This is a genomic window from Parabacteroides sp. B2-S-102, assembly GCF_023656665.1.
Lineage (GTDB): Bacteria > Bacteroidota > Bacteroidia > Bacteroidales > Tannerellaceae > Parabacteroides > Parabacteroides distasonis.
The window spans coordinates 204,256-219,226 of the sequence record NZ_JAMOKM010000002.1; the positions used below are offsets into that span (position 1 = coordinate 204,256).

Below are 14,971 nucleotides of genomic sequence, written 5' to 3' on the forward strand. Positions count from 1 at the left end.
GACAACAAAAGTATATTGTTCTTCTCGAGTCTGTTAAATGATTGAATTCTTCTTCGTAAAATCCAAAATCTCATCAATATAGCCAAAAGCCAATCCTGTTACCGTATCTGCGCAGCCGTAATAGATAGCGATACGTTTCGTCTCCGGATCATGCAAGGCGGCACAGGGAAAGACTACGTTCGGAACGTCTCCCATGCACTCGTAATCCTTTTGCGGGGATAACAAATAAGGTCCGGAGCGGAATTTCACTTTCCAAGGTTGCTCCAAATCCAAGATAGCGGAACCGAAGCTATACACATACCCGTTGCAAGAACGAAGCACGCCGTGGTAAATCAATAACCAGCCTTCGGAAGTCTCGATAGGGATAGGGCCCGCACCGATCTTCGTACACTGCCAAGCGCTATCCTCGAACGCAGCCGGAGACATCACGTGGCGATGTTTACCCCAGAAACACATATCCGGAGACTCGCTATAGAAAATATCGCCGAACGGAGTATGACCGTTGTCGCTCGGACGGCTCAACATGGCGAAGTTTCCGTTAATCTTACGAGGGAACATCACGCCATTACGGTTGAAAGGCAGATAAGCGTTCTCCAGCTGATGGAAGGTCTCGAAATCGAACGTGTAAGCCACGCCGATCGTCGGGCCATGATAACCGTTACACCAAGTCACATAGTAACGATCCTCGATAAAACATACACGGGGGTCGTAGGCATAAACAAACTCGCCGATCTCCTTGTCGTCGCACTCAAACTCGAGTTTTGTCTCAGAGATACTCCAATGAATGGCATCTGCGCTAAAACCTACGTGCAAACGCATCCGGCGATTCGTATCGTCGCATCGGAACACACCGGCATAACCACCTTTGAAAGGGACAACAGCACTGTTGAACACACTGTTCGATGTCGGGAGGATATCACGAGGAATCACCGGGTTCTTCGAATATCTCCACAATACTTCTTTGCTACCCTCGGGACGATCTTCCCAAGGCATATCTGGCAGCGGAGCGCCTACGATTTTCAAATTATCCATAACTAATCCTATTAAAATATTACTATACTAACTTATTACCTTTATCGTCATACGTGAACGGTACGAAATAGGCTACCAAGAATGAAGGGATCATCGCCAGCAAGGTCACGATAAAGAAATACTTATAACCTAGCCAGTCACTCACAAAACCGCTCATCATTCCCGGAAGCATTACGCCAAGGTTCATGATACCTGAGGCGAACGCATAATGCGCCATCTGATGCTTGCCCGGAGCTACCTGTTGCATCATAAACAGCATCAAGCCCACGAAACCGAATCCATAGCCAAAATACTCGAATACGATGGCGGAAGCGATAATGAGACCATTATCAGGCTGGAAACACGCCAAGAACGTGTATACCAAAAACGGTATGTTGAAGCAACAACAAAGCGTAAACAATACCTTTCGCAATCCCTTAGCCGAGATATAATATCCACCGAGCAAAGAACCCAGCACAAACGCCGCCGCTCCAAACGTACCATAATACAAACCGATCTCTTGCTCCGTTAGTCCTAATCCTTGATCAGCTATCGGAGCTTTCAAGAACAAAGGTACGATCTTTATCACGAAACCCTCGGCAAAACGATACAATATAATGAAACAGATATACCACACGATATACTTCTTCGTGAAGAACTCCTTGAAGACCAGCCATAGCTCAGCCATACTTTCCTTCAACGAATGTTCTCCGGTAGCGGCTTTTCCACCCGAAGGCAACATCTTCATATGATAAAAACCAAGCAGGATCATGATCGTACCGCAAAGCAGCATAACGATCATCCAAGCGTATATCATGGCCTCTTTCTCCAATCCTATCCCGGTAAAATATTGCATCATATAACCCGCCAGATAAACCAGACCACCCGTGGCTACGATCTTCGCTAAATTGTAAAACGCACCTTGCCAACCGATATATTTGGCTTGATTCTCCGGTGAGAGCTCTTTCATATAAACGCCATCCGTTGCCACGTCATGCGTAGCCCCGCTAAGCGCTATAATACCTAATAATGCGATAGATAGAGCAAAGAAACTCGGCAAGTTTAACGCCAAGGCCACTAAACCGAATAAGCAACCGGATAACAACTGGGTCAATACGACAAAGAATTTCTTGGTACGATACATTTCCAAAAACGGGCTCCATAAAGGCTTTAAGGTCCAAGGTAACATGATAACCGAGGTCCATAACGCAATCTGGGCATCCGAGATATCCAATCCCTTAAACATGAGTACGGTAACCATGTTCAGCACTACAAAAGGCAATCCCATAGCAAAATAGACACTAGGGACCCAAGTTACAGGGTTTCGACGTTTAGTAGCATTCGTGTTTTTCTCTTCCATGCTTTATTTAGAATTTAGGTGTACAAATATAATTAATAATCCGGATATATCTTTAATCGATCGGACAAATAGAGGAGATCATCCCGAAGGTAGCGTTATCATTCAAATCCCAGACCATCTTTCCGGCTCCGTTTATCTCGATCAACTGCGGGTAATGTCCTTTCGCAGCCTCTCCGTCATGGCCTTGCCAGTTACAGATATACAAACCACCGTCCCGTTTAGGGAGCAACTGGGCAACAAAGAAAAGCTGGGCTCCCTCGATATCGTTCTCATTCACCTTGCGAACGATATCTCCAGTCTCGAAATTCAGCTCTATGAAGCAATGGGCATCACCGCAAGCGACCAGATAATTACCGTTATCCAACGCAGCCACGCTAAACGGGTTACCGTCTACTTTCACGCTTTTCAGCAATTGACCGGACGGGGATATTTCCCGGATCTCGGAGGTAGCGAACAAGGGCACTAAATAATTGCCCTGCTTATTTTTGTTTACTTGACGGAATTGGGCATGGGGTTGCTCAATATGGGTGTCGAAATCCGTTTTCGACAGGATCTCTCCTTTTGCATTCACCTCCATGATCGTCGCCGGGTATCCACACCACGCCAATAAATAATTACCGTTGGGAAGTACACGGGCCGTCTGCATCTCACACCCTTCCGGAGCGGAGATATTCCAGACCTCCTCATGGTCCCGTGTGATTAGCTTCGCCCCTTTCGAATAGGAAAAAAGAATATTCCGGTCGGGAGTAACAGCTACGGAATTACATTCCCATCCTTTTTCCAAGGGATGCTCCCATTCAATCTCTTTCGTGTTCTTGTTTACGATGGCGATCTTGTCCCAGCCGGAACCGCCTAATAAAAGATGATGCGACGCCTCATGGCATGCGGAACATACGAGTAGCAGGCATGCGGATAATATAAAAGTATAGATTTTCATGGTATATAATAATGTACTAATTAGATAATATGCCAATGTGCTAATTATAGCAGGATGGACACATGGAGTCCACCCTGCAAAAAAAGATCATGTGTGTTGTATTCGCATTGGCATATTGGCACATTTAGCGAAACGACACATTGGTTCATTCTTCTTTATTTCGCTAAGTCACGGAACAACTCATATCCCTGATCGGGCGTGATACCTTGATGCACGACCGCATGAACCGCCTGGATCATGGCGACTGGGGAAGTACTCTGAAATACGTTACGTCCCATATCCACGCCAGCCGCACCGTCGTTGATCGCGTTATAACATAATTCCAACGCCTCCTTCTCCGGTAATTTCTTACCACCGGCAATTACCACGGGAACCGGACAAGCGGCGGCTACCTTCTCGAAGCCCTCGCAATAGTAGGTCTTCACGATATTAGCGCCGTTCTCCGCACAAATACGGGAAGCCAGACCGAAATAACGAGCGTCACGAGCCATTTGCTTACCAACGGCGGTAACACCCATTACCGGGATATTGTAACGGCTAGCCTTATCGACCGCCTTATATAAGTTAGCCACTGTCTTAGCCTCATGCGCCTCATCGCCGATAGCCAACATAACCGCCATGGCGGAGACGTTCATACGGATAGCGTCCTCTATATCGATCAATACATTATCATTCAAATCCGTAAGGATAGACGTTCCAGCGTCCGAACGAAGACAAATCGGTTTCGTCGTATTCGCAGGGATCGTAGATTGCAGGATACCACGGGTACACATCAAGCAATCCGCATATTCAATCAAAGGAACGATATTTAAGTCGATACGCTCCAGACCGGAAGTCGGCCCCATGATGAAACCATGGTCAAAAGCAAGCATAACCGCCTTGCCTGTCTTCGGGTTGAAGATACGGGACAGACGGTCTTTCATACCCCAAGGTAAGTTCTCGGCTCCCTTCACATGGAAACTCTGGTTCTCACAATTGATGCCCAAACCGAAGTCCGCACCTTCTCTTAAATCATCTAAATCTGCCATATTTATTATTCGTTATATTATTATATTTTGTAGAGACGGGGCGTGCCCCGTCTCACGCTGTGTATTATTTTATAGCGCCTCCGCAAAAGAAGCGAACATGCAGCTCCACGAAGTAGCCCCGCTATCAGCGAAACCAATCGAACGCTCACCATAGTTACGGGCACGGCCAAAATTAGCTTTCATCGGTACCGTAGCCTCCGCTCCATCAAGCGCCGCTTTAGCGCCAGCATTCAAGACTTCCTTGATATCATCCGATGTACAAGCCTGCATAGCCTCCACCGCCGGGATCAAGGCATCCATCATCGTCTTGTCGCCTCGTTTCGCTTGGGTTTGTTGTTGCACATTCGCCAAGCCACCGGCGAACATAGCTTTCACGCCTGCGGCATCCAACTCGGTTCCCTCTGCATGATCGCTCATACCCAAGAAGAAAGCGCCGAGCAAGGTACTTGTCGATCCGCTCACTTCCATCATCACGTCCATACCCATATCACCAAGCATTTGCTTGAACTCCGTTCCAGACTGAGCGCTTTTATTCACGGCAGTCATAGCGGCAACGATAGCGGTACCATGATCTCCATCCCCGATTACGGCATCCAATTTAGAGAATTCCTCCTCACGTGCCTTGATCTGTTTCAGCGCATTGTCTAACATGGCCTTGAAGGCCTCGATAGTAAGTTGTTTCATATATATTATTTATTTACCTAGGGTTGTCCAATAAGGTGCGTCCGCACGTTTGTTATTCAAATAATCGATATGGTCCTCATCCAAGATCGCTAGGATCATCTGGAATCCGGCTTGTTCCTGTACGGTCAAGATCTCTTGGATACGGCTTACCACCACCTGCAAGCCACGAGCCTCTAATTCCTTATAAGCCTTGCGGAAGATGATATTCAATTCCATATGGGTAGTAGCGCCTACGCCGTTAATGATCAACAACATCTTATCACCGGCTTTTGGCTGTAACTGCTGGCAAAGTAGGTCTACCATCTCCGCTGCCGTATCATCGGCGGATACCAACGGTTTCTGTCCACCACCGCCTTCGCCATGCTGGCCCATACCGATCTCCATGATTCCATCGGGAAGATTCGTGATCGTACCTCCGTTCTGGGGATGCGTACAAGAACGCATAGCGACAGCCAAGGTAGCCACGTTCTTATTATAGCGTTCACCTATCTCAATCAACTCGTCTAAAGACTTCCCTTCCTCGGCGGCGGCACCTAATATCTTATACAAAGGAACACAACCGGCCAAGCCACGGCGATCATCTACATTCGCCCCGATACCTGCGCTGATATCATCATGCGTAAGTAATTTCCTCACCTTGATACCCTTACGAGCAGCCAACTGGCAAGCCATATTAGCGCTCATCACGTCGCCGGAATGGTTCAATACGACCAGCAAGATCCCGGCCTCACGATCCATCAATTGCAGTGCCTGAAACAAACGTTGGGCACCCGGAGCGGCGAATACGTCACCCACGACGGAGCAATCCAACATGCCCTCTCCTACGAAACCGCTCAAGGCAGGCTCATGACCGGAACCGCCTAAAGTAACGATCGCTACCTTATCATTGCCTTTCGGGTTAGCACGTACGACGATATTCTCAGCCGCCAACTTTACTTGATTCGGATACGCTAATACATAGCCTTCCAATAACTCTGCCGTAATATTCTCAGGATCATTTATGAATTTTGTCTTGATGTCTGACATGGTATTATCCTCCTTTAGATTTATAAATTTTGATTTACGAATTATTTTAGTTCCATGATCTCGATAGCGATACCTTCTTCCTCGATGAAAGCGATCGTCAAGTGCTCGTCGCAAACAGCCGGGCCGAATATTACCTTCTTACCTTCCAACTCTTTTTCCAAACAAGGAACCGTATAAGCGATATGGCCATTGGTCTGTACCAACTCCGGTAGGCAGCTGCCTTTCTCGAATTTCAAGAACTCGATCCGGTTCGGACTCTTGCTGTAATCCGTCAACCATACACTCAGGCCTTCGTTATAAACCGCCCCTTCCTTACTTTCCGTAGTGACAATTCCTACGTGATTAAATGTTCTCATGATCTATTCAATTTATAGTTAGACAATTATATTATTAAAATTCGTTCTCTTCCGATAGGATATAAAGCCAGCCCCCAATACTAGGATGATCGACAGATAAAGATAAATAAATATCCCGTTCACGTTGTCATTCTGGCCATAAGAGTGCATGCCACTCAAGAAATAATTCACACCGAAGAAGGTCATCAACACCGAATAGAAGGCCAAGATAGACGTAAAATTAAACAACCACAGGTTATTGCATTTCGGTATCAAGCGGAGATGCGTCACGATCGCATATATCACCATCGTAATCAACGCCCACGTCTCCTTCGGGTCCCAGCCCCAATAACGTCCCCACGACTCATTCGCCCAGACCGCTCCCAAGAAAGTACCGATCGTCATCAGGGCCAATCCGATCCAAAGTGACATCTCGTTCACGATACTCAATTCTCGTACCCGTTCTTTGAGCATCACGCTGTTCTTCTCCCCGCTTACGCTCATCATCACCAGATTCGTCAAGCCGATCAGACAGCTAATACCGAAGAAACCGTAAGCTCCCACGATAACCGCCACATGGAACATCAACCACGGGGATTTCAAGACCGGAACCAGCGGATTGATCTGCGGGTCCATCCAACTCAAGCCGGACACGAACAAGATGATCCCCCCGAATAAAGTAGCCAACGCAAACGTAAGCGTACTCTTGCGTACGAACAACAACCCGGCGAACACCGTAGCCCAAGCCACATAAACCATCGTCTCGTACGAATTGCTCCAAGGGGCGTAACCTGCGATATACCACCGCATTCCCATCCCATACATATGGAAAACGAATACGGCCAAAATGCCCAGACTCAATAACCAAGTCGTATAGGTAACCCATTTTTCCTTCTTGAATAAGGCCACGAAAGCGAAGATCAGCAACAAGCCTCCCAAAATCAAGTACCCTTTCTTACATTGCCGGAATACATCCATTTGATTATATTTAATCTCGGCCTGTATTTTCTCAGGGCGAATGTCTACCGTCTTATTCTTGGCTTGCTGATACGTATGGATCATACCGATCACCTCGTCCGCTTTCTCCCAATCACCACTCTTCAATCCTTCTTGTACCTCCGATAAATACCAGCCCATAATGTGGGTAACGAACATGGAGTCTTTTCCGGAAAACGCCGACAAATCATCGCCCGGCGCATACCATTTGTGATCCGGATCGTCCTCTTTCGGGAAAAGGTTCAACATCTGGTAATTGATCAATTGATGGAAGATATTCACCTGCTCGTCCAGCTTGATCAAGTCCTTATCGAAGCGGGTACGCTCCGCCGGCATTTTATTGTAGGCCTCGTCCAGCTTCTCTTGCAATTTATAGCGTCCGTGGCTATCGAATACCTCTATATAGGCACACTCCTTATCCGTAAGGTCGTAATAATTAGCCAGCTCACTATTAGACAAGGCGATAAACGGCACCCGGACCCACATATCCGGCATAGCCAAGACGCTCAACAAGAACTGATCAGAGTTCAAGAAACCGAACTGATCCGATTTATGCAACTTCCGTAGTACCTCGGAAGAAAATGTATTGATTGGCAACATACGTCCGCTTACCGATTGGATCGGCAACGCACCGAACTTAGCGGCATGTTCCGGACTTATCGCATATTTCTGTATGGCCTCCTTCATCTCGGGAGCGGCCGCACCTTGCGCCCGCAAGCCCCCTACGGAAAGAAGAACCGCTACTAACAGGGTCGTTTTACGAGCGCCCTCTCTTAAATCTTTCAACTGACGGCTTAATTTCATGAAACGGGAGTTTTTACCTACCAAGCAAAGTATAAAGCCGATCACTAAAATCACGTAACCGGTATATGTAATATTCCTTCCGGCCACATCTCGGTTCACGGAAAGTACCGTTCCTTGCTCATCCGGGTCATAGGAGGCTTGGAAGAAACGATAGCCTTTCACGTCTAATACATTATTCATATATACCCGGGCATGGCGAGTCTGTCCATCTACATGTACCAGCAACTCACTCTCATAAGCGGAGGGACTGGCAGAGCCGGGATAGCGGGTTAAGGTAAATTTCACGAGTTCTACGCTAAAAGGGAGCGTATGATAGAGAGTCTGGTCCGAGGTACGGATCATGATACGATCGCTAGCCTCTCCCTCACGCAGGTGAAGGATTCCTTCCTCGCCGAGAAGGTGGGAAACAAGGGCGCCCAGAAGGATGACAATAAAGGCGGCATGGGTGACCATCAATCCCCATCTACGCCGTTTAAGCAACTGGTGCTTGATAACGATAGCCACGAAATTGGCTACCAATAAGAATTGGAGTAAGAAAAACAGAGGAGAATAGTAAATCATCGCTTTAGCGGCGGCAGTACCGTGATACTTCTCTATAAAAGTAGCGACAGCCAAGCCAAAGGCGTAGATCAATAGGAGGACGATAGTCGTCACAGAAGAAGAGATAAATCTTTCTAGAGTTTTCATTTGCTCATTTATTAATAACACTGATGCGACAAATGTACGCAGATTAATCATTTTTGAAAGAATCGGCGATTAATTTGCCGCATCCATGTTATCTATCTATAAATAGACCTTGTCTATTAATCCTCAATAATTACCCGGAAGCCTACGTTGAACACACGTTGGTACGGATAATATCCTTTACGGGTATAAGCCGTCGAGAATTTCGGTCGCTCGATATAAGAACCACCACGAACCACCTTATACTCGGAGACCTCTTTCGATTTCTCGTTGTAAGGATAAGGCAAGTAATCTGAACGAGTCCATTCCGCCACGTTACCGTGCATGCAATACAAACCGAACGGATTCGCTTCATATTGCTTACCACCCACCTGAACCAAATTGCCATCATCCACGCCTTCCTCTTTCGGTAAGTAAGTATAGTACTTGTACCAATAAGAAGTCTTAGGCATCGGTTGCGGGTCGATACCGCTTACGGCAAGCAGGAGCGTGGTTACGTCGGCTAGGTTATCCTTTTTGCCGAAGTCCGCATTCATATCGCCATACCAGAAATCTTGATCGCTACCGGCACGACAAGCCCATTCCCATTGCGCCTCGGTCGGAAGCGTGATGTTCAAGCCTGTTTTCTCACTCAGCTTCTTACAATAATCCATAGCGTCATTGTAACTTACACGGATTACCGGTTGCTCCGGTTTATTAGCGGGATATCCTTGAACCACGTGATCTTTCCATTGCTGATCCACGAAACGGCTGTCGTGATCCGGGAAAATCACGTTGAATTGCTGGTTCGTAACCTCCAACTCACCCATCCAGAAAGCTTTGTCAATCTTCACTTTCGCCGTCGGACGAGTATCGGATTGCCCACGATAGCTGCCCATCACGAATTGTCCGGCCGGAATGCGAACAAATGTCATCTTGATACCCGGAGCCAACTCGATCTCCTTACGGGTTTCCTTCTCGTCAGCCAACATAGCCTTGATCCGGTCCGCATCGAAAGGCCAGCCTTTCACCTTCAACTCTTTTTCCTTGACAGGAGCCAATTTCTCCGGCATCTCCGGTTTGATCTCACCTTTACCCTTCAAGTAAGCGGCATAATCGGAGATCTCTTTCTTCCAATCCACGCCTGCGCCATTCGCATACTTATCCGTCAACTCTTTACGGCGCTTGATCTGGTCGAAGCCTTGATACGGGATGATATCCTTCGAAAGCACATTTGCGTTGAAATAACCCTTATCCGGAGCGTTGTAATCAATCCAGTTATAAAGGGTTTTCCACTCTTTATCCGTCAGTTGCACGTTAAAGTGCCCTTTCTTCAACATACGAACCAGTTCACTCGTGTTCGGATGATATTCATACGGTTGAAGAACCACCATATCACCCTCGCCACCTTGACGGTGTACATACGGATGCAGATTCAAGTAAGAAGTGCCATAACCTAATTTATCCTTCTTGCCCCCACGCAAGTCGAAAGCCTTACCCTCACCATTATGGCAAGCGATACAGGCACGATCCAAGATCGGTTGGATCTCCAGATCGAACGTGAACGAACGGGTCCCCCCTTCCGGCGGAGTCAACGCATGCGGGGCTTTCTGCGAAGCCATCACACGTTTCGGGATAGGAATCTGGTTCTGGTCCTCATGGCAACCGATACAAGATACCACCTCGCCCGGCTGACCGGTCAACCAGCTACGCATCCACTGGATAGCCACTCCGTCTTTGTCTAACGGCTGGATAGAGATCGGCGTATTCGCCGGGATCTTGAAGATAGCGGAGCCATCCTCTTCTACCGGTACTGTACCCAACATACGTTTGATGTCCCAACCGGACTGGATTCCATGCCAGTTATGATCGGAGGTAGTCTTCACGTAAGCATACTCATAAGCGTGCAGACGAAGAGATTTAACCGTACCCCGGGGAATGCCTCTCAAACCCTCTCCCTCGTAAATATCCTGAATAAAGACCGTAGCCTCTTTGTCATTCAATTTCACACGGTCCGGAATAGCCGGAGGAGTCTGTGTCTTACGTACGGCAACCGGACTGATATAGCCCTCACCCTCTACCTTACGCAAACAAGTCACGTTATCGAATACGTCCACCAAATAGATACCCCATAAATCCTGTGGATCTAATTTAGCGGCCACCAAGAAATATTTATCATTCAGCGGAGTCGGTTTGATAAACTGCGGCCATACGCCATTTACCAACTCATCCTTAATCTCCTCCACGATCGGCCGGTTACGATACGGTATCTCCTGTACCATACCAGCGGCGCCTTTACGGGCTTTCGCCGGATCGAACACGATTAAACGACCGGAACGGGCAATACCATGGTGACCGGAGATAATTCCCACGAAAGCGGAACCGTGGCCCGGCAACGGCTGAATATCGAACGTACTGTTCGGGAACATCGATCCGCTACCATACAGCGCTTTCTGCTCCGTACCATCCGGATTCATGTTCATCACGATACGGGAATAATAGTGCGTCAAGTCCGTGTACTCCCAACGAGTGTACATCACACGGCCGTTATTCATCACTACCGGGTTCCAGTTCGCATCTTGATCGAAAGTCAGACGGCGCAAGTTCTTCGTATCCGGCGTATAAAGTACCATATTACCGACAGGGTCATCACCGCTTACACAAGGCACGCCTTGATAACCGATATTCGAGTTGGCGATGATACGTCCGTCCGGTAAGTAGGTTCCATCATAAAACTCCAGATCCGGCTCCTCGTTATGTATTAATTGCTTAAAGCCCGAGCCATCCAATTTCACCTCGAATACGTTCCAACGCTTATCGGGCATCGTCTGGGTAAACATAGCACGATCGCCATCCCAATGCATCCGCAAGTCGGCGACAGAGGAACCGTTTCCCGGTTTATAGATCGACCGTACCTGTACATCCTCCCCGCGTAAATTACTCAACTCCACGATATCAGCGTCGAAGCCCATACGGCGGGCGGACTCTTGGTTGCTCCAGTTATTACCCTGCGTACCCAAATCCGGAGCCATTGCCTTATGAGCGTTTACACCTAATTTAAAGCGGGCAGCCAAGACTTTATCACCATCCAAGAACGGGTTCGCCAGCAAGATCGTACGTTTATTCGCAATCGCTTTCTCCGCGTTAACCAAAGCGGCCTCATCACCACTATAAATACCATCGAAACCTTTCTTTACCTGCTGTTCCAGCTCATCCAAAATCGGTTGATACTTAGTGGCATCGAAACCTTTCAGTTTTTTCATATCATTGAAAGCCAGACGAATCGCCTCCATATTCAACCAACTCAAGTCGCTCTGCAAATTACAGATACGTTGAGTTTTCTCATAAAGTTTCAAATACTCACGGATCTGAGTATCAATATCTTTTTCTGTCTCGATCTGCTTAACAGCGTTCTTTACATACGCAGCGTCTTTCAGACGAGAAGCCAGATTCAAGACAATATCACGCTCAGCGGAAGCGTCACTAGCAGTCAACCAATTCTCCAACCCATCGATATTAGCGTTTAAGGCTCCTAATTCCTTCGGATAAGCGGCTAGCAAACGTGCGGCCTCCTCCTTCGGGAAAACATTCATGATACGGAAGAATACACTACCTACCGTCGACTGATCGGCCAAACCCACCTCAGCCTCGAAGCGTACATATTCCTTATTGATATTGTACACCATCACGCCATTGGCATGGCATAATACACTATGATCGTATTTCTTACCGCCGATCAACAAAGGATTCCCGTATAAATCCGTATTCTTGCGGATACTGCCCGAGCCAGAAACCCAATAATCAGGATCTAACTCATCCAACCAAACCGAACTACCGTCCGCCTTGATTAAACGGGCGTTCGCCCATGTACCCCAATCCCAATCCGTACCATCCGGTCCGGCGGCCGTAACAAGCACCAACTGATCCAGCCCCGTCAAATCGGCGGACATCGGGACAGCCTTCTGCTTCGCCTTGATCCAAGCCGACATGATCGGCATGTTCGCCTTCACCAAAGAGGCACGAAGCTCAGACTTTTGTTTTACTGAGGCGTCAATCCAGTTATCCACCTTCTTTTGCTTCGGACCTGCCGAAACAAGAAGAGAGGTCGACAACAAGAGTGATACCATTATATAGTATTTATTCATGTATTAAATTTAAATTTAGAAGGTTGTTTATTGAAACCCTAAGGATCACGATCGACAACCCTTAGAATTACGAAGCATAACCCTATAGGTTTTTATAAAGCGGCCTTCTGGTTCGTGAAACGTAAGCCAGCGTTGTCGTGATAGCATGCCCACTCATCTACGATAGCGCCTTCCGGACCTGCCATCATAAAGTGGAATGTCTCCAATTTCTTCAGACGTAATACGTCGCCGACCTTCTGAACCACGAAATTCTTGCTCTTGATCGGTCCGTGTCCAGCAGGGATAGCCGGTGCGTTCGGAGTCTCGTCACCTACCTCAGAGAAGTTGTATACCCAACCCTTCTCTACCATCCAAGACTCATGTTTAGCCGGGAAGTCAGTCTTTACGTGAGCATGTTCCGGAATCATCTGGCCCGGCAACAAATAGATAGCGTGAGCGAAATACTTATACTCCGGATCGTTGATCCAGAAAATACCCCCCATACCTACATTCTCGAAATCACCCAAACCAAAGTCTGTCACCCACATATCTTTCGCCATCAACTCCGTGAAAGGAACATCGTAAAAAGCAAACATATCTTTCATCGCTTCCATAGCGACATCTTGTTGGAACTTGCCGTCTTTATAAAAATCGGCGTTCGTGTACTTCTTTGAATAAGCCATTGTTTTATTTTTTTGATTGTTAGTATTACATGCGTTCGTGCATTCTTTGCGGCAAGTTCCTTCCGGACAATTGCCCTCCCCGTTAGCGGCGCAACAAGTAGCGTCTGTTGTTGTCTTTCCCGTACATGCGACCATAGATGCCAACGCCAATCCCATAGCCGCCATTTTCATGTTCAAACCTTTTCTCATTTGTTTTTGTGTATATTTGTTAGTACTATCTGTTTCAACGTATCGCTATTCCCTCGATCTCGATCAATAACTCATCCCGGCAAACGTCGGCCCACATATAAGAGATCGGGATATTTAATCCGTAGGTATTCATCAAACGCTCAGCCTCCTCGTAGTCGGATTTATTCTTCAAGTAGACTCGTAACTTAACCAATTTAGCGTCAGCGATCAGTTCCGCTATATTTTCCATCGTGATCCGTAGCTGACGTTCCAGACCTACTCCCGTCAAGCTCTCCTCACCACGGATAGCGGCTGTACCGGAGATATAAATCAATTTACGATCCTGAAAAGTCATGCTCTTGGCACGCTCGAACTTAGGGGTCGTCTTCTTTTGTCGGGCAACTTCCAGTACTTGTTCCGAATACGCATGGGCGGCCACCTGCAACTTATTATCGATCGGCGTAGCGAAAGCGTCCGGCGTAGTAAATACGGCGGCATCCACATCGATCAAGATACCTCCCAGATTCGCCCCGATACCCGTAGCGGCAGGATAACCATTCGTCCATTCCGTTTTACTATAAAAATCAGACCGGGCGTTATTAAACGCTTGGTAATGCTGATCCTGACCGTCGAAAGCGGTTATACGCTCGATATAATTCCACTGGCGGATAATGCTATTCAACGGAAAACCCTCCCGACGAAGCACATCCCCCAATAACCGGAAAGCTTCCACCGACTGAGGCTCTATACCAAAATGGAGTACATCCCCTTGAAAACCGCCGGCAAAAAGGAAACGTCCCGAGGCATTCTCCAACAAGACATAAGGAACACCTTGATAATGACGGAAAGTAATCCGATCCTGCGCATCGGGCACATAGCTATGTACCTCCATCAGCAAAGGAGCGTTCAGCGGCGGTTGGGAGACATAGCTCAAAGCCGGTTCGCAATCCCCATAATACCGACGGATTTTCTCCCGCAGCAAAACCCGGCGTGCCACGTATTCCTCATTTGTACCCGGAGTACCGAAAAAGGCCAACCTCATGATCACCTCGTTTTGAGGCAATTGAGACAATAGATCGTCCACCATAACGGCGAACTCGGCCCGCTTGGTGCTTAATATCGTATAATGTATCTTCTCACAATAATTCATAT

11 protein-coding genes are annotated in these 14,971 nt (G+C 47.5%); all 11 read right to left on the minus strand.

What is annotated here, in order from left to right; all coding sequences use genetic code 11:
- Nucleotides 1-33: 33 nt before the first annotated feature.
- Complete coding sequence (locus tag NBH07_RS03740; protein ID WP_005857736.1) at nt 34-1,032, minus strand: glycoside hydrolase family 130 protein; 999 nt, start codon at nt 1,030-1,032, stop codon at nt 34-36.
- A 22-nt stretch (nt 1,033-1,054) separates the two neighbouring features.
- A complete protein-coding gene (locus NBH07_RS03745; RefSeq protein ID WP_008779699.1) occupies nt 1,055-2,371 on the minus strand; it encodes an MFS transporter in 1,317 nt (438 codons plus the stop codon).
- Nucleotides 2,372-2,423: 52 nt separating this feature from the next.
- Nucleotides 2,424-3,308, minus strand: coding sequence for a beta-propeller domain-containing protein (locus NBH07_RS03750; protein WP_039848596.1), 885 nt, complete (start codon nt 3,306-3,308; stop codon nt 2,424-2,426).
- A gap of 155 nt (nt 3,309-3,463) precedes the next feature.
- Nucleotides 3,464-4,336, minus strand: a complete 873-nt coding sequence (gene lsrF, locus NBH07_RS03755; protein ID WP_005863031.1) for a 3-hydroxy-5-phosphonooxypentane-2,4-dione thiolase — start codon at nt 4,334-4,336, stop codon at nt 3,464-3,466.
- A 69-nt stretch (nt 4,337-4,405) separates the two neighbouring features.
- Nucleotides 4,406-5,020 (minus strand): DAK2 domain-containing protein, encoded by a 615-nt coding sequence (locus NBH07_RS03760; protein ID WP_009017243.1) that lies wholly within the window; start codon nt 5,018-5,020, stop codon nt 4,406-4,408.
- Nucleotides 5,021-5,029: 9 nt separating this feature from the next.
- Complete coding sequence (locus NBH07_RS03765; protein ID WP_009017242.1) at nt 5,030-6,046, minus strand: dihydroxyacetone kinase subunit DhaK; 1,017 nt, start codon at nt 6,044-6,046, stop codon at nt 5,030-5,032.
- 41 nt (nt 6,047-6,087) lie between these two features.
- Nucleotides 6,088-6,402, minus strand: coding sequence for a hypothetical protein (locus NBH07_RS03770; protein ID WP_005857750.1), 315 nt, complete (start codon nt 6,400-6,402; stop codon nt 6,088-6,090).
- Between the two features lie 18 nt (nt 6,403-6,420).
- Nucleotides 6,421-8,868, minus strand: coding sequence for a cytochrome c biogenesis protein CcsA (locus NBH07_RS03775; protein ID WP_009017241.1), 2,448 nt, complete (start codon nt 8,866-8,868; stop codon nt 6,421-6,423).
- 116 nt (nt 8,869-8,984) lie between these two features.
- Nucleotides 8,985-12,989, minus strand: coding sequence for an SUMF1/EgtB/PvdO family nonheme iron enzyme (locus tag NBH07_RS03780; protein ID WP_156682383.1), 4,005 nt, complete (start codon nt 12,987-12,989; stop codon nt 8,985-8,987).
- Between the two features lie 92 nt (nt 12,990-13,081).
- Complete coding sequence (locus NBH07_RS03785) at nt 13,082-13,840, minus strand: cupin domain-containing protein (RefSeq protein ID WP_008779695.1); 759 nt, start codon at nt 13,838-13,840, stop codon at nt 13,082-13,084.
- Nucleotides 13,841-13,874: 34 nt separating this feature from the next.
- On the minus strand, nt 13,875-14,969 hold the full coding sequence (locus tag NBH07_RS03790) for a chorismate transformation FkbO/Hyg5 family protein (RefSeq protein ID WP_009017239.1): 1,095 nt from the start codon (nt 14,967-14,969) through the stop codon (nt 13,875-13,877).
- Nucleotides 14,970-14,971: the final 2 nt, after the last annotated feature.

Excerpts from the sequence above, each read along its gene's own strand:
- NBH07_RS03750 (WP_039848596.1), bottom strand. The coding sequence starts at position 3,308 with ATGAAAATCTATACTTTTATATTATCCGCATGCCTGCTACTCGTATGT.
- NBH07_RS03790 (WP_009017239.1), bottom strand. The coding sequence starts at position 14,969 with ATGAATTATTGTGAGAAGATACATTATACGATATTAAGCACCAAGCGG.
- NBH07_RS03770 (WP_005857750.1), bottom strand. The coding sequence starts at position 6,402 with ATGAGAACATTTAATCACGTAGGAATTGTCACTACGGAAAGTAAGGAA.
- NBH07_RS03740 (WP_005857736.1), bottom strand. The coding sequence starts at position 1,032 with ATGGATAATTTGAAAATCGTAGGCGCTCCGCTGCCAGATATGCCTTGG.
- NBH07_RS03775 (WP_009017241.1), bottom strand. The coding sequence starts at position 8,868 with ATGAAAACTCTAGAAAGATTTATCTCTTCTTCTGTGACGACTATCGTC.
- NBH07_RS03765 (WP_009017242.1), bottom strand. The coding sequence starts at position 6,046 with ATGTCAGACATCAAGACAAAATTCATAAATGATCCTGAGAATATTACG.
- NBH07_RS03760 (WP_009017243.1), bottom strand. The coding sequence starts at position 5,020 with ATGAAACAACTTACTATCGAGGCCTTCAAGGCCATGTTAGACAATGCG.
- lsrF (WP_005863031.1), bottom strand. The coding sequence starts at position 4,336 with ATGGCAGATTTAGATGATTTAAGAGAAGGTGCGGACTTCGGTTTGGGC.
- NBH07_RS03780 (WP_156682383.1), bottom strand. The coding sequence starts at position 12,989 with ATGAATAAATACTATATAATGGTATCACTCTTGTTGTCGACCTCTCTT.
- NBH07_RS03785 (WP_008779695.1), bottom strand. The coding sequence starts at position 13,840 with ATGAGAAAAGGTTTGAACATGAAAATGGCGGCTATGGGATTGGCGTTG.
- NBH07_RS03745 (WP_008779699.1), bottom strand. The coding sequence starts at position 2,371 with ATGGAAGAGAAAAACACGAATGCTACTAAACGTCGAAACCCTGTAACT.